This is a genomic window from Xanthomonas fragariae, from assembly GCF_900183975.1.
GTDB lineage: Bacteria > Pseudomonadota > Gammaproteobacteria > Xanthomonadales > Xanthomonadaceae > Xanthomonas > Xanthomonas fragariae.
Window position 1 is genome coordinate 3441409 of sequence record NZ_LT853882.1, and the last position, 24778, is coordinate 3466186.

The window sequence follows — 24778 nt, forward strand, 5'->3', positions numbered from 1 at the left end:
AATAATGAGCCGGAGATCCCACGGAGGTCGCACTTCCAACGCCGCCTGCGGCATTTCCTGACCTCAGGCGTAGACAGGACTGGCGTAGGTCACCGGCGGTTGCTCGGTGCCTTCCGAGAAGCTGACCCATTCCCAGGCGGCCTGATCGGCGAGCAGCGCACGCACCAGCTTGTTGTTGAGTGCATGGCCGGATTTGAAGCCTTCGTAGGCGCCAAGGATGGCGCCGCCGGCCAGATACAGGTCGCCGATGGCGTCCAGGATCTTGTGGCGCACAAATTCGTTGGTGTAACGCAGGCCGTCCTCGTTGAGCACGCGGAACTCGTCCAGCACGATGGCGTTGTCCATCGAGCCGCCCAGGCCCAGATTGCGTTCGCGCATGTACTCAAGGTCGCGCATGAAGCCGAAGGTGCGAGCGCGCGAGATTTCCTTGACGTAAGCCGAGGTGGAAAACTCGATTTCCTGGCGCGACTGCTTGGCAGGGATCATCGGGTGATTGAATTCGATGGTGAAACCGAGCTTGTAGCCCTCGTACGGCTCGAAGCGCGCCATCTTGTCGCCTTCGCGCACTTCTACCTTCTGCTTGATGCGGATGAAGCGCTTGGCCTTGTGCTGCTCGACGATGCCTGCCGACTGCAGCAGGAACACGAACGGGCCGGACGAACCATCCATGATCGGCAACTCGGCCGAGGACAGTTCGACGATGACATTGTCGACACCCAGACCGGCCAGCGCGGACATCAGATGTTCGACGGTCTGGATCTTGGCGCCGTTGCAGGTCAAGCCGGTACACAGCGTGGTTTCAGTGACCAGCTCGGCATTGGCGGGGACTTCGACGACCGGTTCCAGATCCACACGCCGGAACACCACGCCATGATCGACCGGAGCCGGTCGTAGCGTCATATACACCTTGTCGCCGCTGTGCAGGCCGACGCCGGTGGCGCGAATGGTGTTTTTGAGAGTGCGTTGCTGGGTCATATGCGAAGTCTGGATGAACGATGCAGACAGACGCTGAACCGGCCGCCTAATCCGTTGAAATTATCCGAATCTTAACAAGTTACGCGTGATGGAAACTGTCATGCCTGGTCATTCCACTGCAAAAGCTGCCGGATCGCGAACGATCCGGCAGAAAACGACATTGCATTGTGACCCCGAAGCGAACGTCGGGGCAGAACGGGCTGTGCCACCGTGGCGGCGTAGCCGCCGCCCTTAGTCGGCCTGGCGGCGCAGGAACGCCGGGATGTCCAGGTAGTCGTTGGGCAGGTCTGCAGCCGGCAGAGTGGAGCCGCTGCCGCTGCCATTGCTGTCGCTGCTGCCGACCGAGTCACTGCTCGGACGACGCAAGCCCAGACCCATGCTGCCGCCGACCGCCTTGGACACTGCATCGCCGCCGCTGGTCTCGAAATCGCCGAACTCTGGCTGGCCGGTGGTGGCGTTGCGCACCAACTTGATCGGCGCGCGTTGGTCCGAACGCTGGGTCTGACGTGCAACCGCACGGTTCAAGCCAGTGGCCACGACGGTGACGCGCACTTCGTCCTGCATGTCCGGGTCAAGCACGGTACCGACGACCACGGTCGCATCTTCCGAGGCAAACGCTTCGATGGTGCGGCCGATTTCGTCGAACTCGGACATGGTGAAGTCCGGGCCGGCGGTGATGTTGACCAGGATGCCGTTGGCACCGGCCAGGTTGACGTCGTCCAGCAGCGGGTTCTGGATGGCGGCTTCGGCAGCGGCCTGCGCGCGATCGTCGCCGCGTGCCGAACCGGTTCCCATCATGGCCAGGCCCATTTCCGACATCACGGTGCGCACGTCGGCAAAGTCGACATTGATCAGACCCGGACGCACGATCAGATCGGCAATGCCCTGTACGGCGCCCTGCAGCACGTCGTTGGCAGCGCGGAAGGCCTGGATCATGGTGGCGTTGCGGCCGAGCACTGTAATCAGCTTTTCGTTGGGAATGGTGATCAGCGAGTCGCAATGCTGGCTCAGTTCCTCGATGCCCTTCAGCGCGACCTGCATCCGGCGACGGCCTTCGAACGGGAACGGCTTGGTGACGACGGCAACGGTCAGGATGCCCATCTCCTTGGCCAGCTGCGCAACGACCGGTGCTGCACCAGTGCCGGTGCCGCCGCCCATGCCGGCGGTAATGAACACCATGTCCGCACCCTGCAGCGCGTCCATGATGCGTTCGCGATCTTCCAGCGCGGCCTGACGGCCGACTTCCGGATTCGCGCCTGCGCCCAGGCCCTTGGTCACGTTGGTGCCGAGCTGCAGCTGCAACTTGGCGCCGCAGTTCTTGATCGCCTGCGAGTCGGTATTGGCGGTGATGAATTCCACGCCATCGACGTTGGTGTTGACCATGTGGGCGACGGCATTGCCACCGCCGCCGCCCACGCCAACGACCTTGATTACCGCGTTGGGAGCCATCTTTTCGATCAGTTCAAAATGTGCCATGTCAGTGTCCTCTTGAGCCGGGATTCGGGAGTTGGGATGGGGGGTTCGGAAGTACTCCGGTACCTGTCCCATCTCTCCGTCCGGCGAGTGTTGTTGTTTGAAAGTCGGGACTCGGGAGTCAAACCGTGACGCGCTACTGCGCTCCAAGATCTACCTCACCTACTCCTCGACCGGAATGCCTGCAAAAAATTATCGCCTGCCCGCTCTCCGCTCATACCGCTTGTCGCTAATGCTCTTGCTGCTGCTTCTTACCAATGCCAAATCCCGAATCCCGGCCCTCAGAACTCCCCGCGGTACCAGTTCTTCAATTTCTTAAACAAACTCCCCGCACGTCCGGTCGGGATCGATGGGCGGCGTGGGTGATCAATTTGACTGCCCATCAACAACAGGCCCACGCCGGAGGCGTGTACCGGGTTGCCGACGACTTCACCCAAACCGGTGACGTGCTGCGGAATGCCCACGCGCACCGGCATCTGCAACATTTCTTCGGCCAGCTCCACCACGCCTTCCATCTTCGAGGCGCCACCGGTGAGCACCATGCCGGCGCGCACCATTTCTTCGAAACCGGAGCGGCGCAGTTCGGCCTGCACCATTTCGAAAATTTCTTCGTAGCGACCCTGCACGGCCTGCGCGAGCGCGTGCCGTGGCATGCGACGCGGCGGGCGATCGCCGACCGACGGCACCTGGATGCTTTCTTCGGCGGTGGCCAGCTGCGCCAGCGCGCAGGCGTAACGCACCTTGATCTGCTCGGCTTCCGGGGTTGGCGTGCGCAGCATGTGCGCGATGTCGTTGGTGACATGGTCACCCGCGATCGGCAAGGATGCGGTGTGGCAGATCGCCCCTTGCACATAGACTGCCAGGTCGGTGGTGCCGGCGCCGATATCCACCAGCACCACGCCTAGCTCGCGCTCGTCGGCAGTCAATACCGCTACTGAAGATGCCAGCGACGACAGCACCAGGTCGTCGACCTGCAAACCGCACTTTTGCACACACTTGGTAATGTTGGCCGCAGCCGATTGCGCGCACACCACCAAGTGCGCGTGCACCTCAAGACGCACACCGGTCATGCCGACCGGATTGCGGATGCCTTCCTGCGAATCGTCCAGGACATATTCGCGCGGAATCGCGTGCAGGATGCGCTGGTCGGCAGGAATGGCCACGGCCTTGGCCGCATCCAACACGCGTTCCAGATCGCTCCAGGTCACCTCGCCATCGCGGATCGGCACGATGCCCGGCGAGTTCTTGCACTGCACATGGTTACCGGAAATTGAGGCGTAGACCGAACGGATTTCGCAGCCGGCCATCAGCTCGGCCTCTTCCACCGCGCGCTGAATCGACTGTACGGTGGATTCGATATCCACCACGACGCCGCGCTTGAGGCCGCGCGATTCGTGCGAACCGATGCCGATCACTTCGATCGGATTGCCGGGCGAGTACTCGCCGACCAGCGCGACGACCTTGGAGGTGCCTATGTCCAGTCCAACGATGAGGGATTTGTCGCCTTTGCGGTTCATGTCTTAAAGCCGGGAATAGGAAATAGCGAATGGGGAATGGTCAGAAACAGTGCACGGTTACTCGGAGAATTCAGCACTAGTTTGTGATGCGCGGCAGGCGACGCGGGTTTAGGCTTTTTATCCATTCCCGATTCCCCATTCTCCATTCTTCGTTCGACCGTGAAACCGTTTGTGTAGCGCAGGTCGGCACGCGCAATCGGGCGCTGCGGGTCAGCTAGCTGCGGCAGCACGCGTGCGAACCGTTGCAAGCGTGCGCGCGCATCGTCGCGACCGATCACGATCTGTACGCCGTTACTCAAACCCAACGACCAGCTTCCGCGCGCGTCCATTTCCAGACGTTCCACATTCAAGCCAGTTGGCGCGAACAACGCGCGCGATTCGTTGTATAGCGCCACCACTTCCTGGGTCTTGCTGTCCGGGCCACCGAGTTGCGGTAACTTGAAATCCTTCAACAATGGCGGAGTGCGGAACAGCTGCCCTTGCTCGGACAACATGCGATCGGTGCCCCAGCGCGCGAACGGCTCGTACTCGGTGACATGCACCTCCAGCACGTCCGGCCAGCGCTTGCGCACCTGCGCACTTTCCACCCACGGCAAGCGCCCGATGGCGTCCTGCGCCTCCTGCAACTTCACCGCAAAAAAGCCCGAACGCGCATACGGCAGCACCACCGCTCGCAACTCTTCGGCCGGTACCCGCTTGAAATCGCCGGACACCCGCAACCTCGCCAACGGCCAGCGCTCGGCACCGACCCAGCCATTGAGCACAGCCACCACCGGCAACGCGACCAACGTCACCGCGATCAACCAGGCAAGAATGCGCAAGGTGGCGTTCATGAGCGCACTCCGCGTGCCGGTTGAGCGATTTGGGATCGGTGATTCGCAACGGCAGCAGCAAGCGCAGCGACGCGTGCGGCGCCGCCGTCGACTAAACCCCAGTTGCAAATCACCAATCCCTGTATCACAGCGTCTGCTCCAATACGCGCCAGACCAGTTCTTCGAAATCGATGCCGAGCTGGCGGGCTGCCTTGGGCACCAGCGAGTGGCTGGTCATGCCGGGGGCGGTATTCACTTCAAGCAGATATAGCTGGCCGCTACTGCGGTCACGCATCACATCTACGCGGCCCCAGCCGCGGGCGCCGGCGGCGCGGAAGGCATCCAGTGCAAGTTGGCGGATCTGCACTTCGGCATCGCCTTCCAGGCCCGGGCACAGATACTGGGTGTCGTCGGCCACGTACTTGGCGTTGTAGTCGTACCACTGGCCCTTGGGCACGATGCGGATCGACGGCAACGCGGTGTCGCCGAGCACCGCCACGGTGAGTTCGTCGCCTTCGATCAGCTGCTCCATCAGCAACGCGCCGTCGTAGCGCGCAGCCAGCACCACGGCTTCTTCGAGCTGGGCTTGGTCGAACACGCGGCTGATGCCGACGCTGGAGCCTTCGTTGGCCGGCTTGACGATCACCGGCAAGCCGATCTGTTGTGCGGCCGCATGAATTTCATTGGCGCTTGCACCAGCTGCCAGACGCGCATAACGCGGCGTGGACAGGCCCAACGACAACCACACCTGCTTGGTGCGGATCTTGTCCATGCTCAACGCAGAACCGAGCACGTTGGAGCCGGTATACGGCACCTTGAAGGCTTCCATCAGGCCTTGCACGATGCCGTCTTCGCCGCCGCCGTTATGCCCGTGCAGCACGTTGAAAACGCGATCGAAACGCTGCTCCACCAAAGCCTGCGCCAAGGCCGGAATACCGTCGACCGGCTGTGCATCGACACCGCGCGCGAGCAGTGCCTCCAGCACATTGCTGCCGGAATTCAGCGACACCTCGCGCTCGGACGAAGTGCCACCGAGCAGCACGGCCACACGGCCGAAAGCGGCCGGGATGGATGCCCGAAAAGACGCGGGATCGGGGACCGGGGACCGGGGACCGGGAACAGCCGACCGCGGTGCCGACTCGGCTTGCGCCTTGCCTGTCCGCGGCCCTCGGTTCCCGGTCCCGCCAGAGCTCACGCTCATGCCGACTCTCCGGTAAAGCCATTATTGATGATGTGCTGAGCCACGTAACCGATATCGCCTGCACCCATCATCAGCAACAGATCGCCGTCTTGCAGGACGTCGGGCAACACTTCGGCTAGACCTCCAATCTGGCTCACGACCACCGGTTCGCTGCGACCGCGCGCACGGATGGCGCGCGCCAGTGCGCGCGAATCGGCGCCGGGAATCGGCGCTTCGCCGGCCGGATAGACCTCGCTCAGCACCAGCGCATCGACGGTGCTCAGCACTGCGGCGAAGGCATCGAACTGATCGCGGGTACGGCTATAGCGATGCGGCTGGAACGCCACTATCAGACGTTTGTCGGGCCAGCCACCGCGAGCGGCGGCGAACACGGCTTCGAGCTCGCGCGGATGGTGGCCGTAATCGTCGACCACACGCACACGTGCACCGGTACTGGTGGTGACTTCGCCCAGATCGTTGAAGCGGCGGCCGATGCCGGCGAAGTTCTCCAGCGCACGCGCAATGGTTTCCGGTGCCACGCCCAGCTGCCAGCCGATCGCGGCAGCAGCCAGTGCGTTGAGCACGTTGTGACGGCCCGGCAGTGCCAACGTCACCGGTGTGGTGGTGCCTTCGGGCAAACGTAGGTTGAAACGCATACGCGGGCCGTCCTGCACCACATCTTCGGCGCGCACGTCGGCGTTTTCGCTCATGCCATAGCTCATCACGTGACGCGGGGTCTTGCCGGCCAATGCGGCCACTTCCGGATCATCGATGCACAGCAGTGCAAGGCCGTAGAACGGCAGACGCTGCAGGAATTCGGCGAATGCGGCCTGCACACGGGCAAAGTCGTTGCCGTAGTTTTCCAGGTGATCCGAATCGATGTTGGTGATTACCGCCATCAACGGATTGAGGCGCAGAAAGCTGCCATCGCTCTCGTCGGCCTCGGCAACCAACCACTGGCCACCACCGAGCTTGGCGTTGGCACCGGCTGCCAGCAGCTGCCCACCGATGACGAAGGTCGGATCCAGACCGCCTTCGCTCAGTACGGCCGCAGCCAAACTGGTGGTGGTGGTCTTGCCATGCGTGCCGGCCACCGCGATACCGCGACGGAAGCGCATCAACTCAGCCAGCATCGCCGCGCGCGGCATGATCGGAATGCGCTGGCTGCGCGCTTCCATCAGCTCGGGATTGTCTTCGCGGATCGCGCTGGACACCACCACGCAATCGGCGCCAAGCACATTGGCCGCCGAATGCCCGCGCATCACCCGTGCACCCAGCTTGGCCAAGCGCCGTGTCGCCACGTTGTCGGCGTTGTCGGAACCAGAGACTTCATAGCCCAGCGTCAGCATCACCTCGGCGATGCCACTCATGCCGGTGCCGCCGATGCCAACGAAATGCACGCGCGGAAACGCACGTACCAGATCTCCACTGTCTTGCAGACGGCGCATCACAGGGCATCTCCGGTGAAGGCGCCAAGATTGCAAATTTGGGATTGGGGATTGCTGGCAACGGCGGCGATCGATCGCACCGAAAATTCGCCATTTACGGATTTCTGCATGCTGTCCTGCTTGTGCTGTTGCGCTTTACCAATCCCCAATCCCGAATCTCCACTTCCGGCCTCTTGAAGAATGATGTCGGCGATGTGTTCGGCGGCATCCGGTTTGGCCAGGGTGCGGGCGGCGTTTGCCATCGACAGGCGGCGGGCGGGACCGGTAAGCAGGGTCTGCAGAACCTGCTGCAGACGCTCGGCCAGGGTGTCGTCCTGTTTGAGCAGGACGGCGGCATCGGCACCGACCAAGTACTCGGCATTGCGGGTCTGGTGGTCGTCGACAGCGGCGGCGAAGGGCACCAGCACGCTGCCGATGCCGGCGGCGCACAGCTCGGCCAGAGTGGATGCGCCAGCGCGGCAAACGACCAGATCGGCCCATTCGTAGGCGGCCGCCATGTCGGCGATGAAGGGTTCGACGCTGGCATTGACTCCAGCCTGCGCATACGAAGCTTCGGCTTCGGCACGCAGCTTTTCACCGCACTGGTGACGCACTTCAACGTCAGGGCGGCCGAGTGCCGCCAACGCCGCCGGCACAGCTTGATTCAATGCGCGTGCGCCCTGGCTGCCACCGAGCACCAGCACACGCACGGGGCCATCGCGGCCGACCAGACGCGCGGCCGGTGCAGGAAGCGCGGCGATTTCTGCACGCACAGGATTGCCCACCGCCTCTTCGCCAGCAAAGCTGCCAGGAAAACCGGTCAACACGCGGCGTGCGAAACGTGACAACACCTTATTGGTCATGCCGGGTGCGCGATTTTGTTCGTGCACCAGCAACGGCACGCCGAGCAGACGTGCAGCCAGCCCACCCGGGCCGGCCGCAAAGCCACCGAAGCTGATCACCGCACGCGGCTGACGCTTGCGCAACACAAAGCCGGCGGCGCGCACTGCGCGCATCACCCGCACCGGCGCGCCGAGTAACTTCACGATACCCTTGCCACGCAGGCCGGTGATGGCCAGCGTGTCGAGTTGAACGTCGTGCTGCGGCACCAGACGGGTTTCCATTGCGCCGTCGGCACCCAACCAGGTCACCGGCACGCCACGCGCACGCAGCACCTTGGCCACCGCAAGACCCGGGAAGATATGCCCACCGGTTCCGCCAGCAAGAATCATCACTGGCCGAACCACAGCAGACTGCGCGCACGCCTGTGAGGCATTCGCATACCCACCAACGCTCATGCAATCCTCCCGAACGTCGGTTCCACACGCGGCTGCATCCGGCTGGTGCCGCGCAAGATGGTCGATGCCGGCGCAACCGACACCGGTGCGACCGGTGCGGCGGCAGCAACGGTGTCGCGCTGCGGCTTGTGCGCTGGCGCAGAAGTCGGCGGCACAGAATCGACCATCGGCTTGGCCAGCTCAGCCGACGGTGCGCCTGCACCCTGCGGCGACAACTTGCTGCGCAAGCGCTCGGCACGATCCATTTCGTAGGACACGCGCAGCAACAGACCCATCGCTAGGCACGTCATCAGCACCGACGAACCGCCGGAGGAAATCAGCGGCAGGGTCAGGCCCTTGGTCGGCAAGATGCCCAGATTCACGCCCACTGAAACGAAGCTCTGCAGGCTGATCCACAGACCGATACCAAAAGCGATGTAGCCGGAGAAGTGACGCTTCATTTCCACGCAGCTCATGCCCAACCAGAACGCGCGGCCGACCAGCAATGCATACAGCGAAACCACCCCGCACACGCCGACAAACCCCAGCTCTTCGGCAATCACTGAAAAGATGAAGTCGGTATGCGCTTCGGGCAGGTAGTTGAGCTTCTGCACCGACGCGCCCAGGCCCACGCCGGTCCACTGGCCACGCCCCACCGCCATCAAGGCATTCGACAACTGATAACCGGAGCCCAGCTGATCGGCCCACGGATCCAGGAACGAGGTGATGCGGCGCAGGCGGTACGGCTCCAGGATTGCGATGAAGGCGAACACTGGCAGACCGAACACGATCGGCATCGACATACGCGGCAGATTCACCCCACCCAGCACCAACATGCCTGCGGTGATCGCCAGCAATAACGTCGACGAGCCGAAGTCCGGCTGCATCAGCAACAGGCCGACCAGCGCGATCGCCACACCCAGCGGCTTGAGCATCGCCGGCCAGGTTGCGTTGACCTCATCGCGAAAGCGCACCAGATAGCTGGACAGCCACACGATGTAGAGCACCTTGACCGCTTCCACCGTCTGGAATTTCGACACCCCCAGATTAATCCAGCGCTTGGCGCCGTTGACGCTGCTGCCCAGGCCTGGCACGAACACCACCATCAGCAAGCCGAAGCACGCCAGCAACAACAACTGGTTGTATTGCTCGATGGTCTTGAGCTCGGTGCGCATCGCCCAGAACGCCAGGCCAATGCCGATGCCCAGGAACAGCAGATGACGCGTCAGATAATAAAATGGGTTCTCGGACAGCTCGATCGAGCTGGACGCAACCATCACCACGCCCAGCGAGGCGAGCGTAGCCGCGGCCCCGAGCAGCCACGGGTCGTAGCGGCCGCCGATGGCGTCCAGTCGCGTCGCTTGGCGGGACATGTCGTTCATCAGCGCACCTTCAGCGTGGCGAGGCCGATCAGCACCAGCACCACTGAAATGATCCAAAAGCGCACGATCACGCGCGGCTCCGGCCAGCCCTTGAGTTCGAAGTGGTGATGGATCGGCGCCATCCGGAACACGCGCTTGCCGGTCAGCTTGAAGCTGGCGACCTGGATCATCACCGACAGCGTTTCGATCACGAACACGCCACCCATGATTACCAGCACCATTTCCTGGCGCACGATCACTGCAATGGTGCCCAGCACCGCACCCAACGACAGCGCGCCGATGTCGCCCATGAACACCATTGCCGGATAGGTGTTGAACCACAGAAAACCCAGACCTGCCCCGGCGATCGCAGAGCAGATGATGATCAGCTCGCCGGCCCCTGGAATCAGCGGGATTTTCAGGTAGTCGGCAAACACCACGTTGCCCGAGGCGTAAGCGAACACGCCCAGCGCGCAGGCCACCAGCACGGTCGGCATGATCGCCAGACCATCCAGGCCATCGGTCAGGTTCACCGCGTTGGAAAAGCCGACGATCCAGAAGTAGGCGATCACCACAAAGCTCACGCCGGCCAACGGCAGCGCGATCGACTTGAACATCGGAATGTAGAAGGTGATCGCCGCCGGCACGTCAGCGGTGTAATAAAGAAACAGACCGGCAGCCAGACCTAAGACCGACTGCAGCAGATATTTCCAGCGCGACTTCAGCCCGTTTGGATCGCGCCGCACGATCTTGATCCAGTCGTCGTACCAGCCGATCGCACCGAAGCAGATCATCACCGCCAGCACCAACCACACATAACGGTTACGCAGGTCGCCCCACAGCAGCACCGACAAGGTCACCGTCAGCAGGATCAGCGAGCCTCCCATGGTCGGTGTGCCGGCCTTGGAAAAATGCGACTGCGGGCCGTCCTGGCGGATCGGCTGGCCGCCCTTGAACTGGCCAAGCTTGCGGATCACCGCCGGGCCCATCCACAACGACAGAAACAGCGACGTCAGCGCTGCGAGGATGCCGCGGAAGGTCAGATAGTTGAACAGCCTGAACAGGCTTTCCAGTTGCTGTAGCCAGCGTGCCAACTCAAGCAGCATGGGATGCGTCCTCTGCCGGTGCGAGCAACGCGGCGACGATGCGGTCCATGGCACTGCCACGGGAGCCTTTCACGAGAATCGTCGGGGAGCCTGGACCCGGGATGGCTTCCGAGGATTGCTGCTGATCGTGAATCAATGCGTGTTCCTGCGTGTTTTCCAACATTCGTGTTTGCTCTTCCCTGGTCCCTGGTCCCTGGTTCCCGGTTCCGACTTCAGCCAGATCCGCCTGCAGCGCGGCGACCAGCGCGGCATGGGTGGCGAACACGCGGCCGCCATCGCCGAACGCCTGCGCGGCGGCGGCACTGAGCTCGCCCAACGCGTACAGGCGCTGCAGCTTGGCCGCGCGTGCGCGACGCCCGGCGGCGGCATGCAACGCCGAACCCTCCGGGCCGAGTTCGCGCATGTCGCCGAGCACGAGCCAACCTTCGCCCGGCGCAGCAGCCAGGGTGTCGATGGCAGCATCCAGCGAACCGGGATTGGCGTTATAGCTGTCGTCGATCAACACCGCGCCGCTCGGTAAGGTGTGAGCGATCTGCCGACCGGCCACAGGGCGCGCCTGCGCCAGGCCGGCAGCAATCGCCGGCAATGCGATGCCCGCGCCCAACGCCAACCCGGCGGCAGCCAGCGCATTGAGCACGTTGTGGCGACCCGGCAACGGCAGCGCGATGTACGCGTCACCTTGCGGGGTCACCAGCGTGAACTGTGCACGGCCTGCATGCAGCCGCAGCTGACGTGCGGTGATGTCGGCACTGGCCTGCAAGCCGTAGCGCAACACGCGGCGGCCCTGCACCGACTGCGCATGCAATTGCTGCTCGAACCATGCACCGAAGGCATCGTCGGCGTTGATCACCGCCACGCCATCGGCCGGCAGAGCGGTGTAAATGGCGCCCTTGGTGCGGGCAACGCCGAGCAGGCTGCCCAGGCGCTCCAGGTGTGCGGGGGCGATATTGTTGACCAGCGCGACGTGCGGCTGCGCGATCTCGGTGAGATAGGCGATATCGCCCGGCTTGCCGGCACCCATTTCGTAGATCGCAAAATCCGCGTCGTCCGGCGCAGCGATCACCGCCAGCGGCAGACCAATCTCGTTATTGCGGTTGCCCGGCGTGGCGTACACGGTGGTGCCGTCGATACGCCCGGCTTCCTGCAGGATCGACAACAGCAATGCCTTGACGCTGGTCTTGCCGTTGGAACCGGTCAGCGCGATCACCCGCGTGGCGCGATCGCGCTGCATGCCGGTGGCGATGCGCGCCAGGGCAAGCTCGGAATTTTCCGCCAGTACCTGCGGCACGCTCAACGCCGGCAGCAGGCGTTCCACCAGCAAACCGCTGGCACCGCGCGCAACCGCGTCTGCGGCAAAATCGTGCCCATCGAAGCGCTCACCGCGCAACGCAACGTACAGGCTGCCGTTGGCGAGCGTACGCGTGTCGTTGCCGACCGCGTCGATCATCGCGTCGTCGCCGTGCAGTTCGCCACCTGCCCAGTGGGCAATCAACGACAATGGAGTGAGCTTCATGCGCGCATCTCCAGCACGCTGCGTGGCAACAACGCCTGCGCTGCCACCAAGGCGTCGTCGAAGGCATGCCGCACACCGGCGACTTCCTGATACGGCTCGTGGCCTTTACCTGCAATCAACACGATGTCGGACGCGCCGGCCATGCCGATGGCCTGATGGATCGCGGCAGCGCGATCGCGCTGCACGATGGCGGCATCCGGGCGAGCAAAGCCACGCAGGATGTCGGCCACGATCACCTCGCCATCTTCGCAACGCGGGTTGTCGTCGGTGACGATCGCCACATCGGCATTGATCTCGGCGATCGCCGCCATCTGCGGACGCTTGCCGGTATCGCGTTCGCCGCCGCAACCGAACACGCAGATCACCTTGCCCTGCGCATGCGAGCGCAAGCTGGTCAGCGCTTGCTCCAGCGCATCGGGCGTGTGTGCGTAATCGACCACTACCAGCGGTGCGCCATGCGCGCCACCGAGCCGATTCATGCGGCCGTGGATCGGCTGCAGCTGGCCCAGCACCTCGGCAATCTGCGGCGGCGCAACGTCCAGCGTATACAACACGCCGGCTACGGCCAGCACGTTGTCCACGTTGAAGCGACCCAGCAACGGCGAGTGCACCGGGTGCACGTGGCCGTCGATGTGCAGCGCGAAATTGATGCCGTTATGGTCCAGTTGCAGCGCCTGCGCACGCACCGCGGCATCGGCGTGCGCGCGCGAACTCACACCGATCACACGCAGCGCGGGGTCGAGCGAAGCGAATAGGCTGCGGCCGAATGCATCGTCCAGATTCACCACCGCGGCCTTCAATCCAGCGCGCGTGAACAGCTTGGCCTTGGCCGCGCCGTACTGCGCCATGTCGCCGTGGTAATCGAAGTGATCGCGGGTGAGATTGGTGAATACCGCCACATCGAACTGCACCGCATCGACGCGGCCCTGGTCGAGCGCGTGCGAACTCACTTCCATCGCCACGGCCTGCGCGCCTTCATCGCGCAACTGCGCCAATAGCGCATGCGTCTGCAGCACCAGCGGCGTGGTGAAACCGGTCGGCACGGCGGTGCCATACAGACCGACACCCAAGGTGCCAAGAGTGCCGGTGGGAGTGCCGAGCAGCGTCAACGCCTGCGCCAGCAACTGCACGGTGGAGGTCTTGCCGTTGGTACCGGTCACGCCAACCATGCGCATTGCATGCGAAGGCTGACCGTGGAACCGATTGGCCATCACGCCAAGGCGGGCGCGCAAGCCAGGCACTGCGATCGCATCGGCCGGTGCCGGCAGATCAGCGGGCGCTGGCGGTTCGAACAACACCACAGCTGCACCGTTGACGCGCGCCTGCTCGACGAAGTCCAAACCGTGCGCACCGAAGCCGGCGATCGCCACGAAGGCATCGCCCGGACTTACCGCACGGCTGTCCATCACCAGGCCGGACACCTGCACGTCATGCGCAAGCGTCACCTCGGGCAGCAGCTGCGACAGCGGCATGGAGCGGCTCACTGGCGGCTCTCCCGCGGCGGTGCCGGCTGAGCCGGCGCCGACATGGCAGGCGGTGCGGCGGCGGTCGGAATACCGGCAGACACTTCGTCCACCGGGTCCGGTACCAGCGCCGGGTCCAGATCGACCGGCTGCGGCTTGACGACCGGCTGCCCGGTCTTGCCGGCGGCCTGCGCGGCCAGCCACGACTGGATGTCATCCGGCGGTACGTCCATCAGCCGCAAGGCGCCTTCCATCACCCGATGGAACACCGGCGCCGACACCAGGCCGCCGTAATACACCTTGCCCTGCGGATCGTTGATCACGATGACGGTGGCAAGCCGCGGACGCGTTGCCGGCACCAGGCCGGCGAACAGCGCGTTGTAATGCCCGCGCTCGTAGCCGTTGGCGCCATTCTTGCGCGCGGTACCGGTCTTGCCGGCCACGTGATAGCCCAAAATCGCCGCGCCCTTGGCGCCGCCCTGAGTGACCACGGTTTCCATCATGTCGATGACTTGGCGTGCCACTTCCGGCGTGACCACCTGGCGGGTTTCGTTGTGCTGGCCGCGTACGAAGGTCGGCGGGGTCAGCTTGCCGCCGTTGCCCAGGGTGGCGTACGCCTGCGCAATTTGCAGTGGCGTCACCGACAGGCCATAGCCGTAGGACATCGTGGTCTTGGACGGGCCGCTCCAACGGGCCGGCTGCAGCACAACACCGGTCGATTCGCCAGGGAACCCGCTGTGCGGTGCCGTGCCGTAACCGAAATTGCGGATCGACTGATAGAAGGTCTGATCCGGCACCTTGGCCGCGATCTTGGCCGCGCCGATGTTCGAGCTGCGGGTGATCACGCCGGTGACGTTAAGCACGCCGTTGTTGTGCGGCACATCGCGAATGGTGAAACGCCCTACGGCCATGTAGCCGGGGTTGGTGTCGATGATGGTGTCCTTGGTCACCACGCCCGCGGTCAATGCTGTGGCCACCGTGAGCGGCTTCATCGTCGAACCCGGCTCGACCAGATCGGTGACCGCGCGATTGCGGCGCGCCGACGGGTTGATACCGGTAACCGCGTTGGAGTTGTAGGTCGGCAGATTGACCATCGCCAGCACTTCGCCGGTGGCCACATCCATCACCACCATCGAACCGCCAGCGGCGTTGTTCTCGACCAGCGCGTTACGCAGTTCCTTATAGGCCAGGAACTGGATGCGACGGTCGATGCTCAGCGTCAGGTCCTTGCCCGGTTGCGCCGGACGCACCAGATCCACGCTCTCCACGATCGCGCCGCGCGCATCGCGCACCACCTTCTTGGAACCCGGCTTGCCGCGCAGCCATTCGTCGAAGGCAAGCTCCAGGCCTTCCTGGCCGCGGTCGTCGATGTTGGTGAAGCCCAGCACATGGGCCATCGCCTCGCCTTGCGGATAGAAACGACGGAACTCGCGTTGCGAGAACACGCCAGGAATCTTTAAATCGACAATTGCATGCGCCTTATCCGGGTTGATCCGGCGCTGCAGGTACATGAATTCCTTGCCGGCCTTCTGCGCCAGCTTGGCGTTCAACTCGTCCAGCGGTTGGCCGAGCGCCTTGGCCAGCTCGGCAATACGGTCCGGGTTGCGCAGCAGTTCCTGCGGATTGACCCAGATCGACTCCACCGGCGTGGACACTGCCAGCGGCTCGCCGTTGCGGTCGGTGATCATGCCGCGCGAGGTGGCGATCGGCAGTTCGCGCAGATAGCGCGCTTCGCCCTGACGCTGATAGAAATCACGATTGACCAGCTGCACGAAGGCCGCGCGGCCGATCAACGTCACCGAGCACAGACCCAGCACGATGCCAACCAGGGTCAGGCGACCGCGCAGGTTGAAGTTGCTGCGGGGGCGGTTGCGGCCGGCTTTCATGGCGCACCTTCTTGTGCGCCACCCTGCGGGCGGCTTCGCCGTGCAAAACGGCTGTCCTGCCGCTTTGTCATGGACGCACCACCACGATGTCGTTGGTCTCGGGGAACTTCATCCCGATGCGCACACGTGCGACCTGATCGACCCGATTGCTTTCCGCCCAGGTGGCCTGCTCCAGCTGCAGCCGGCCGAATTCGATATTCAACTCATCACGCGTGTGCTCGAGCTTGGACAACTGCACGAACAGCTTGCGATGCATGTGACGCATGTACACGACACCGATCGCCGAGGCGATGCTGCAGGCGAGCAGCACGATGAGCAGCAGACGGCTCATCGTGCGTCTCCTTGAGACGCCGGAATTGCAGAGTTGGGATTGGGGATTGGCTTGGAGCGCTCTTCCAATCCCGAATCCCAAGTCCCGAATCCCAGCTTCTCGGCCACCCTCAGCACCGCGCTGCGGGCGCGTGGGTTGACGCTCAGTTCGTCGAAGTCGGCTTTGATGGCGCCGCTGACCAGTTGCAGCGTCGGCACGAAAGGGTGCGCTTCGGGCAGGCGGCGGTTGCTGGGCGGCGCCTTGGCGTAGCGGGCTATGAATTGTTTGACGATACGGTCTTCCAACGAGTGGAAGCTGATCACCGCCAGACGACCGCCCGGCTTGAGCGCGCCCAGGGCGGCGTCCAGACCGTCTTCCAGATCGTCTAGCTCGCGGTTGATGTAGATGCGGATCGCCTGGAAGCTGCGCGTGGCCGGGTGGGTCTTGCTGTCGCCGCGCGGCATCACCGAGGCGATCAGGTCGGCCAGCTGCGCGGTGCGCAGCAGCGGCTGGTCGGCACGCCGCGCCACGATGGCGCGCGCAATGCGGCGGCTCTGGCGTTCTTCGCCATAGGTCCACAGCACATCGGCGATCTCGCGGTCGGTGGCATGCGCCAACCACTCGGCCGCGCTCTGCCCGGCGTCCGGGTCCATGCGCATATCCAGCGGGCCGTCCTTGCCGAAACTGAAACCGCGACCGGCCACATCCAACTGCGGCGAGGACACGCCCAGATCCAGCAGGATGCCATCAAGGGTTGCGGCGGCGACCACCTGGCCGAGGCCGGCAAAACTGCCGCGATGGATAGACACGCGCGCATCGCCACCGAACGACTGTTCGGCCACCGCGATCGCTTCAGGGTCCTTGTCCATCACCAGCAGTCGACCTCCCGGGCCAAGGTGTTGCAGCACGCCACGAGCGTGTCCGCCACGCCCGAACGTGCCATCGAGATAGGTTCCATTTTCGGTCACTTGCAGGCCATCCAGAACCTGCGTGTACAGCACCGGCACATGAGCCGCCGGCGGCTGCGACACCGGGTGACCGGGCTGCGCTTCACCGCGCATCCGGGCACCCCGGCTCACAACCTGAGATCGAGCAATTCATCGCCCAGATCCCCGTCAGACAATGTCTGCTGGATCAGTGCGCGATGTGCCTGCTCGCTCCACAGTTCGAATTTGTCGCCCATGCCGAGCAGCACGGCTTTTTTCTCGATGCCAACCGCGTTGCGGTGGCTGGCCGGAATGCTCAGACGGCCATTGGCGTCCAGCTCGAGTACGGCCGAAGAACCTACCAATTTCTGCTGCAGCGCGCGGACCACGCGCTGGGTGTTGGGCTTGGACATCACATCGTCGCGCACCCGCTCCCACTCTTTTTCCGCATACAGCCACAGGCATCCGGCTTCGAACGGGTTGTAGGTGAGGACCAGGCGATTGCCGCTGACACGCGTGACGAGGTCGCGGTACGCGGTTGGCACCGCCATCCGCCCCTTGTCGTCCACTGTGATGGCAGTCTCGCCCTGAAACACCGAATGCGGCCTCGAATACTCGCTTGGGAGAACCATTGAACCACGAAAAACCACAAAACACCTGGTTTTCCCTCCTTTGCCCACCTTAGCAGTGCGTCAAAGCTTGTCAACAGTTTTCAAGGTCGCAAATCGCCAGCTGCATCAATGAGTTGCAGCACTCTTTAGAGACTTGTTCAAAGGTTATCCACAAGTTGCTGTTTCGTCTCAGATTTTGAGATTGAACAGAAATTCAGGGGCGTGAAGGCCATGTAAGCTGGACCGTTGTCTCACTTCCCTTTGCGCCAGTTGCATGCCTCCAATTGCGCAAACCGGCGACAATCGATGCCATGTGCCTAGTCGCTCTCGCCTGGAAAGCCCACCCGCGCTGGCGTTTGCTGCTGGCGGGCAACCGCGACGAACTTCACGGGCGCCCGGCCGCGCCGCTTGCGCGCTGGGCAGCACCGGCCGACAGCGTGCTGGCCGGCCGCGACCTACGCTCGGGCGGAAGCTGGGTGGGCCTGGGCAGCGACGGCCGCGCCGCAGTGGTGACCAACGTGCGCGACCCGCTCGCCACCGCCTCCGGCCGCTCGCGCGGACATCTGATCGCCGACTACCTGGCCGGCAGTCTGGATGCGAGGGCTTACGCACATGATCTGGCGACCGCCGCAGATGAGTTCCCACCATTCAATCTACTGCTATGCGACGACCAACGTTGCGAACACCTCAGTAACCACCCGCCATTGGCACGCATGTTGGCTCCGGGCATCCACGGCATGTCCAACGGTCCGCTGGATGCGCACTGGCCCAAGACCGCTGCACTGACCATGGTTCTGCGCGACTGGTGCGCTGCGGACAGCGGCGACCTGCAACCGCTGTGGACTGCCCTGGGCAACCCGGCCACCGCACCCGACGCACAGCTACCGCACACCGGCATAGACCTGTCCTCCGAACGCCTGCTTGCCGCCGCTTTCATCAAAGGCACCAACTACGGCACCCGCGCCAGCACCCTCATCGCGGTGGACCATCAAGGTCACGGTCTAATCCACGAGCGCCGCTTCGGCCCAAATGGGGTGTTCCAGGGCGAAACCCGGCTGGAGATCTCAGGCGCACATTGACAACCCGGATTCATGCGCATGAATCCGGGAGTTCGCGATGACCCGCTATTACGATAGCTCTGCGCAAAAGAAGCCGCTCAATCCGACCATCAACTCGGACTTGGCCGCGCAGGCCCGAGCGATGACCGGCAACCTGTCGGCAAAGGTCGAGGAGCTGCTGGCCGAATACGTCACCAAGGAGCGCGACAGCCACAGCGCCAGAGCGATGGAGCTGCAGCGCGCCGCGAGCGAATGGAAGGCCTTCACCGAAGCGCACGGCTCCTTCGCTGACGAGTTTTCCACGCTATGACCGACCAGTTCGATGTCTACGCGAAAGTCGGCCAGAACAAGAACATTCCTTATGTGGTCGTGGTCCAGTCGAAGATCTTCGACCCCTCCCCTCGCCGCGTCGTCGTGCCCCTGGTCCGAAAGTCCAACCACTCTCCAACTCCGTCCCGCTTCACTCCCGAACTTACCGTGGCCGGCAGCAGCCTCATCCTGCAACCCCTGGAAATGACCTCAGTGCCACTGGCAGTACTCAGCAAACCCGCCGGCACCCTGAAAGACCAGGGCCAACGCATCATCGACGCCCTGGACGAGCTATTCACCCGCTCGTTCGGATAAGTGCCAAACGCTGCCGCAGCTGCTAGTGCAAAGCCCAAGCCAAGCAACAAAGATCCAAGCAACCCTAAATCGCAGGGATCGCGACCAACCCAACGCTCCAGCAATGCACCCAAGTGCAAGCCCTCTTAAGTCAAGGGGGGCGGCGACAGCCGCGGGGTTCTGGCATGCCCGGAGCGGGACCCGCGTTTTTTACCGCCACCGGCGGTACGCAGCGTGGGCACCTTTCCTGAGAGGGGCAAGGCCCGGAAAGGAAAGTGGCGGAGTCGGCCGATAAGCCGGGTTCTGTCGTGGACAGTCATTCGTCTAGGCGCCGCGTCACCGCGGCGCTCAAGCAACCTACCCGGATCCAGCGCGGGCCACGCCAATGGATCCCTATTTGGTCTTGCTCCAGGTGGGGTTTGCCGTGCCGGTCCGTTACCGGACTCGCGGTGCGCTCTTACCGCACCATTTCACCCTTACCGGCTCCTCGAAAGGAACGTAGGCGGTATCTTTCTGTTGCACTTTCCGTCGGCTTGCGCCGCCCAGGCGTTACCTGGCACCTTGCCCTAGGGAGCCCGGACTTTCCTCGGCACTCTTGCGAGTGACGCGACTGTCTGGCCGACTCCGCCAGGGCGCACTATACGCTATCGCCAGACCATACACCGCCCGTCGCTGTCTTCGGCGTAGAGAACAACGCGTTCGAAATCATGGTCAAACGACCGCCGTGCGATATCTGCAGAACTCCCTACGAGGTTTCAGTGCAGCAAGCAATTTCTCACGCGCCCGAACGAATACCTGGCCATCTGCACGCAGCAGTTGGGTCATCTCAACGGCGTAACGCGCCGCATCAGCAAGACGAAAGCAAATGTCCGCCGCAGGCTCCCTGGGTTGTTCGATATTTCCGATCGGGGGTTGAAACGCGTCTGGCCAAGTCCTCAAGACCCACTCGAACCGACCTGGCTCCAACGCCTTCTTTCTGATTTCAGCAGCGCTTGCCTCAGCCATTGCCGCCATACAACGCCCTACGAGGCGCACCGGTCAGTTCGGCAGCCAGCTTGGCGGCGGTGGATGGGGACAGATGTTCGGCGAGTTTGGCGTAGACGCGGCGACCTTCGGCCAGTTGGCCTTCGGCAGCGTCGGCGGCGCCGCGCACCATCACCACGAACTCGCCCTTGCGCTGGTTGTCGTCGGCTTCGACCTTGGCCTGCAGCTCGGCCAAGGTGCCGTCGAGCACGGTTTCGAACAGTTTGGTCAGCTCACGGGCGATCACCGCGGGGCGGTCGTCGCCGAAGGCGCCGCGCAAGGCGGCCAGCGACTCGACGATGCGGTGCGATGATTCGTAGAACACCAGGGTGCGGGTCTCGCCGGCCAGGTGCGCAAGACGCTCGCGGCGAGCGGCGCTCTTGGCCGGCAGGAAACCCTCGAAACTGAAGCGGTCGCTCGGCAGGCCGGCCACGCTGAGCGCCGCGATGGCGGCGCAGGCGCCCGGCACCGGGCTGACCCGGATCCCGGAGGCGCGTGCGGCGCGTACAAGTTTAAAGCCGGGGTCGCTGACCAGCGGGGTGCCGGCGTCGCTGACGATGGCCAGCGATTCGCCTTCGCGCAGGCGCGCCACGATGCGCTCGGACATCGCGTCTTCGTTATGGTCGTGCAGGGCCAGCAACGGGCGGTCGATGCCGAAATGGCCGAGCAATTGGCGAGTGTGGCGGGTATCTTCGGCGCAGATCGCGGCCACGCCACGCAGCACCTCCTGCGCACGCGGCGACAGGTCGGCCAAGTTGCCGATCGGCGTAGCGACCACGTGCAAGGTTCCGTGGGGCGTCATCGACGGTATTCCGTAGGGCGAAGGGTAGAATCGTAGCGTTTTTAACGGTCCGCCCCGGCGGGCCCCGTCCAATGGATCTGAAATGAACAAGCACATTACAAGGATTTCCGCCCTCTCGCTGATGGTGATGCTGGCCGCCGGTTGCGCCACCAGCAGCATCACGCAGACCGCGTCGCCGACGCAGAGCGCCGCGCTGGCATTGCTGGACCAAGGCAAGCCGCGCCAAGCCGCACAGCAGTTAGAATCCGAGGCCGCCGGTGTCAGTGGTGTGCAGCGCAGCCGTTTACTGGCCACGGCCGCGTTCGGCTGGCACGACGCCGGCGATGACGCACGTACACGCTCGCTGATGGCGCAGGTCAATCCGCGCCATCTGAGCGGCGAAGAGCGCGCCCGTTTCGGGCTGTTGAACGGCGAGTTGGCGGTGATCGACAAACAGGCGGCGCAGGCTCTGCAGGCCCTGGGCGACGGCCCGCAGAGCCTGAGCCAGCCGCTGCAGACGCGCTGGCTGGCGGCACACGCCGCCGCACTAGAAGCTACCGGCGATCTGTTCGGCGCCGCTGCCGACCGTGCGCACGCCGACGCCAGCCTGACCGGCACTGCGCACAGCGAGAACCAGCGCGCGATCGTACGCCTGCTCGCGGCGCTCGACGACGCCACGCTCAAGGGTCGCACCGCCGCGCTGCCGGCCGGCGATCCGCTGTACAACTTCGCCGGGCGCGCCTTGATCAGCCGCGGACTGGCATTGCCGCGCGCGTTCGAAAACGATGCGCAATGGGGCTTTGACACCAGCAAGCGTCCGCCCGCCGAGCGCGACGGTTATCGCCCGCCCGTCAAGCTGGGGGTGCTGCTGCCGCTCACCGGCAATCTGGCTACTGTCGCCGCGCCGGTCCGCGACGGTCTGCTCGCAGGCTATTACGCCGAAACCCGCCGCCGCCCGGAAGTGCAGTTTTTCGACACCGCCGCAACTGCGGCCGGTGCCAATGCCGCCTATGACAAAGCAGTGAGCGCCGGGGTTGACTACGTAGTCGGCCCGCTCGGACGCGACGAGGTAAGTGCGCTGTTCGCACGCGGGCAGTTGGCGGTACCGGTGCTGGCGCTCAACCGCCCCACCGACAACAAGGCCCCGCCCAGCGGCAGCGCCGGGTTCTCGCTGGCGCCGGAAGACGACGGCATCATGGCCGCCGAATATCTGCTCTCGCGCGAGCGCCGCAACGTGCTGATCGTCGGCACCAGCGACGACAACGGCAAACGCACCATCAAGGCGTTCGGCGACCGTTTCAGCGAGCGCGGCGGCACCGTTGTCGGCAGCATCAGCGTCGCCGATGCGCCGGGCGATATCAGCGCGCAGCTGCGCAATTACGGCACCGCCGATGCGGTATTCCTGGCGGTGCGCGGTAACACGGCACGTGCGCTGGCACCGCAGCTGGCATTGGCCGGATTCGCCGGCAAGTCGCGCGTGGGCACCTCGCAGTTGGTGTCCGGCACCGGCAAGGTTGAAGACGATCTGGCGCTGGACGGCATCATCTACCCGAGCGAAACCTGGACCGCACTCGGCGTGTCAGGGCTGCCGGCGGCCAGCCAGGTCGCCAGCACCCTGCCCAGCGCACGTGGCCCCGGCGCACGCTTGTTCGCGTTCGGCTACGACGCCTGGAAGATCAGCGCGTATCTGGAAAAACTCGTCACCGGCAGCGATGGCGGCCTGCGCGGCGCCACCGGCACGTTGCATCTGGATGGCTTCGGCAACGTACTGCGTACTCCGGCCTGGTCCACCTTCAACGGTGGCCGCCCGGTGCCGATCGCCGACGGCCGTTGACGCCATGTCGGCGGCGCGTCGACAGCGCGGTGCGGCAGTCGAAGCGGCCGCACGCGCGCTGCTGGAACAGGCCGGCTTGCGGCTGGTGGTCGGCAATGCCAACTACCGGGGCGGCGAACTCGATCTGGTGATGCGCGACGGGCAATCGCTGGTGTTCGTGGAAGTACGTTATCGCCGCGACGACCGCTTCGGCGGCGGCGCGGCATCGGTGGACCGGCGCAAGCGCAGCAAGCTGGTGCTGGCCGCGCAATTGTTGCTTGTCTCCTACCCCGCACTGGCGGCGCTGCCGTGTCGCTTCGACGTGGTCGAAGCCAGCGGCGAACCGCCGATCTTGAACTGGATACGCGACGCGTTCCGCGCCGACGATTGCTAAAGCGTGTCAGCCCTCATGAACATCATCATTGGCCATGCTGGCAACATGCTCGGCGTCTTATCTATATCCGTTGCAATCGCTTCACTGGGCTTTGTCTTTCACTCGTGGCGCCAAGTTAAGGAAGGTCTGAACAACGCACCAGACCTCTAAAATTCGAGCCTGCTGCGTGCCAATAGCGCACAGAGTTGATGCGTACGATACGATTTCCACGGTTTCTTGCGGCGTTGGCTGGCGCCAGACAGCATTATCCCCTGGCCGGCAGCAACTGCCGGCGCACCATCCACAGATTGGATAGTGCGAACAGGGTCAGCACATGCGCGGTGTTCTTGGCCAGGCCGCGATAGCGGACCTTGGTGTAGCCAAACTGGCGTTTGATCACGCGGAATGGATGCTCCACCTTCGCACGCACACTTGCTTTGAAGTATTCCCAACGTTCTTCCTGGCGGCGCTCGCGTTTGTTGCCAATGGCTTGAATCGTCGAACGCTTGGCGGCAATGAAAAAACCAGCCTTGCAGGTCTGCAGTTCTTCGCGTTTGTCCGCACCGGTGTAGCCGCTGTCGCCGAACACACTGTCTTCTTTGCCGTGCAGCAATGCGTGGGTCACCGTGACATCGGCCACATTGGCAGCCGTACAACGGACGTGGTGCACCAGCCCGGAAAACTCATCCACGCCGATGGGTGCCTTCATCCCGAAATACCACTGATTGCCTTTCTTGGTCTGATGCATTTCAGGGTCGCGCGCGCGGTCGGTGTTCTTGGTCGAACTGGGCGCAGCGATCAGGGTTGCATCGACGATCGTGCCGGACCGCAGGCTCTGACCCTTGCGCACCAGATCCGCGTTGACGGCCTCCAGCATCCGCGCTGCAAGGCCATGGGTTTCCAGCAAGCGGCGAAAGTTGAGAATCGTGGTCTCGTCGGGAACATTGTCCAAACCGCCGAGCCGGGCAAAACGGCGCAAGGTCGGGATCTGGTGCAACGCTTCTTCCATCGCCGGATCGCTCAACGCATACCACTGCTGCTGCAAATGAATCCGCAACATCGTCGCCAGTGCGTACGGCTGTCGACCAGGCCGCCCCGACACCGGATAGTGCGGCGCGATCAGTCCGAGCAAATGCCTCCACGGAACCACCTGCTCCATCTCGGCCAGGAAGATCTCGCGGCGAGTCTGCTTGCGCTTGCCCAAACCTTCAGCGTCACCGAACGTCAGTTGCATGGATGACTCCTCAACGTAGGTGTGTAGTGTCGCGCATTTGAAGTGCGTTGTTCAGA

At 63.9% G+C, this 24778-nt stretch carries 22 protein-coding genes and 1 other RNA gene; 5 read left to right on the forward strand and 18 right to left on the reverse strand.

The features are described from left to right. Positions 1-63 precede the first annotated feature (63 nt). From lpxC to mraZ, 15 genes are all read right to left on the reverse strand, one after another. Positions 64-975 carry a UDP-3-O-acyl-N-acetylglucosamine deacetylase gene (gene lpxC / locus PD885_RS16045; protein ID WP_002812368.1) on the reverse strand — a complete coding sequence of 304 codons (912 nt, stop codon included), beginning with the start codon at positions 973-975 and terminating at the stop codon, positions 64-66. Positions 976-1206: 231 nt separating this feature from the next. Beyond that, positions 1207-2451: a cell division protein FtsZ gene (ftsZ, locus tag PD885_RS16050; RefSeq protein ID WP_002812370.1), complete on the reverse strand. Its 1245-nt coding sequence runs from the start codon at positions 2449-2451 to the stop codon at positions 1207-1209. A 278-nt stretch (positions 2452-2729) separates the two neighbouring features. Next, positions 2730-3965, reverse strand: a complete 1236-nt coding sequence (ftsA, locus tag PD885_RS16055; RefSeq protein WP_002812371.1) for a cell division protein FtsA — start codon at positions 3963-3965, stop codon at positions 2730-2732. Further along, positions 3962-4798, reverse strand: a complete 837-nt coding sequence (locus PD885_RS16060; RefSeq protein WP_002812373.1) for a cell division protein FtsQ/DivIB — start codon at positions 4796-4798, stop codon at positions 3962-3964. The genes ftsA and PD885_RS16060 overlap by 4 nt, the downstream gene beginning before the upstream one ends. 124 nt (positions 4799-4922) lie before the next feature. Beyond that, positions 4923-5846 carry a D-alanine--D-alanine ligase gene (locus PD885_RS16065; protein WP_040762962.1) on the reverse strand — a complete coding sequence of 308 codons (924 nt, stop codon included), beginning with the start codon at positions 5844-5846 and terminating at the stop codon, positions 4923-4925. Positions 5847-5974: 128 nt separating this feature from the next. After that, positions 5975-7408, reverse strand: coding sequence for a UDP-N-acetylmuramate--L-alanine ligase (murC, locus tag PD885_RS16070; RefSeq protein WP_002812377.1), 1434 nt, complete (start codon positions 7406-7408; stop codon positions 5975-5977). Further along, complete coding sequence (gene murG, locus PD885_RS16075) at positions 7405-8682, reverse strand: undecaprenyldiphospho-muramoylpentapeptide beta-N-acetylglucosaminyltransferase (protein WP_040762955.1); 1278 nt, start codon at positions 8680-8682, stop codon at positions 7405-7407. The genes murC and murG overlap by 4 nt, the downstream gene beginning before the upstream one ends. Continuing rightward, positions 8679-10043 (reverse strand): putative lipid II flippase FtsW, encoded by a 1365-nt coding sequence (gene ftsW, locus PD885_RS16080; protein WP_002812384.1) that lies wholly within the window; start codon positions 10041-10043, stop codon positions 8679-8681. Before ftsW ends, murG begins: the two co-directional genes overlap by 4 nt. Continuing rightward, positions 10043-11128 carry a phospho-N-acetylmuramoyl-pentapeptide-transferase gene (gene mraY / locus PD885_RS16085; RefSeq protein WP_002812385.1) on the reverse strand — a complete coding sequence of 362 codons (1086 nt, stop codon included), beginning with the start codon at positions 11126-11128 and terminating at the stop codon, positions 10043-10045. Before mraY ends, ftsW begins: the two co-directional genes overlap by 1 nt. Next, complete coding sequence (locus PD885_RS16090; protein ID WP_088056989.1) at positions 11118-12641, reverse strand: UDP-N-acetylmuramoyl-tripeptide--D-alanyl-D-alanine ligase; 1524 nt, start codon at positions 12639-12641, stop codon at positions 11118-11120. Before PD885_RS16090 ends, mraY begins: the two co-directional genes overlap by 11 nt. After that, entirely contained in the window at positions 12638-14113 is a 1476-nt protein-coding gene (locus PD885_RS16095; RefSeq protein ID WP_172404528.1) for a UDP-N-acetylmuramoyl-L-alanyl-D-glutamate--2,6-diaminopimelate ligase, read from the reverse strand. The genes PD885_RS16090 and PD885_RS16095 overlap by 4 nt, the downstream gene beginning before the upstream one ends. An 8-nt stretch (positions 14114-14121) precedes the next feature. After that, entirely contained in the window at positions 14122-15990 is a 1869-nt protein-coding gene (locus PD885_RS16100; RefSeq protein WP_002812388.1) for a peptidoglycan D,D-transpeptidase FtsI family protein, read from the reverse strand. 67 nt (positions 15991-16057) lie between these two features. Continuing rightward, complete coding sequence (gene ftsL, locus PD885_RS16105; RefSeq protein ID WP_002812389.1) at positions 16058-16321, reverse strand: cell division protein FtsL; 264 nt, start codon at positions 16319-16321, stop codon at positions 16058-16060. After that, positions 16318-17361 carry a 16S rRNA (cytosine(1402)-N(4))-methyltransferase RsmH gene (rsmH, locus tag PD885_RS16110; protein WP_040762956.1) on the reverse strand — a complete coding sequence of 348 codons (1044 nt, stop codon included), beginning with the start codon at positions 17359-17361 and terminating at the stop codon, positions 16318-16320. Before rsmH ends, ftsL begins: the two co-directional genes overlap by 4 nt. 14 nt (positions 17362-17375) lie before the next feature. Next, entirely contained in the window at positions 17376-17858 is a 483-nt protein-coding gene (mraZ, locus tag PD885_RS16115) for a division/cell wall cluster transcriptional repressor MraZ (RefSeq protein WP_087946506.1), read from the reverse strand. Positions 17859-18148: 290 nt separating this feature from the next. Between mraZ and PD885_RS16120 the strand changes: the two genes are divergently transcribed. From PD885_RS16120 to PD885_RS16130, 3 genes are read left to right on the forward strand one after another with little or no spacing between them, the layout of a single operon-like run. Next, on the forward strand, positions 18149-18916 hold the full coding sequence (locus PD885_RS16120) for an NRDE family protein (protein ID WP_002812392.1): 768 nt from the start codon (positions 18149-18151) through the stop codon (positions 18914-18916). A 37-nt stretch (positions 18917-18953) separates the two neighbouring features. After that, positions 18954-19205: a type II toxin-antitoxin system CcdA family antitoxin gene (locus PD885_RS16125; protein WP_002812393.1), complete on the forward strand. Its 252-nt coding sequence runs from the start codon at positions 18954-18956 to the stop codon at positions 19203-19205. Continuing rightward, a complete protein-coding gene (locus PD885_RS16130) occupies positions 19202-19519 on the forward strand; it encodes a CcdB family protein (protein ID WP_002812394.1) in 318 nt (105 codons plus the stop codon). The genes PD885_RS16125 and PD885_RS16130 overlap by 4 nt, the downstream gene beginning before the upstream one ends. Positions 19520-19774: 255 nt before the next feature. Here the strand turns inward: PD885_RS16130 and rnpB are convergent. Beyond that, positions 19775-20124: RNase P RNA component class A (gene rnpB / locus PD885_RS16135), an RNA gene on the reverse strand. Positions 20125-20495: 371 nt separating this feature from the next. Beyond that, complete coding sequence (rsmI, locus tag PD885_RS16145; RefSeq protein ID WP_002812399.1) at positions 20496-21323, reverse strand: 16S rRNA (cytidine(1402)-2'-O)-methyltransferase; 828 nt, start codon at positions 21321-21323, stop codon at positions 20496-20498. Positions 21324-21405: 82 nt separating this feature from the next. On the opposite strand from rsmI, the gene PD885_RS16150 reads away from it, so the two are divergent. Continuing rightward, positions 21406-23136: a penicillin-binding protein activator gene (locus PD885_RS16150; RefSeq protein ID WP_002812401.1), complete on the forward strand. Its 1731-nt coding sequence runs from the start codon at positions 21406-21408 to the stop codon at positions 23134-23136. A 4-nt stretch (positions 23137-23140) separates the two neighbouring features. Continuing rightward, positions 23141-23509: a YraN family protein gene (locus PD885_RS16155; protein ID WP_002812403.1), complete on the forward strand. Its 369-nt coding sequence runs from the start codon at positions 23141-23143 to the stop codon at positions 23507-23509. Positions 23510-23753: 244 nt separating this feature from the next. Here the strand turns inward: PD885_RS16155 and PD885_RS16160 are convergent, their stop codons facing one another. Further along, positions 23754-24722 (reverse strand): IS5 family transposase, encoded by a 969-nt coding sequence (locus PD885_RS16160; RefSeq protein WP_088056992.1) that lies wholly within the window; start codon positions 24720-24722, stop codon positions 23754-23756. Between the last annotated feature and the right edge of the window lie 56 nt (positions 24723-24778).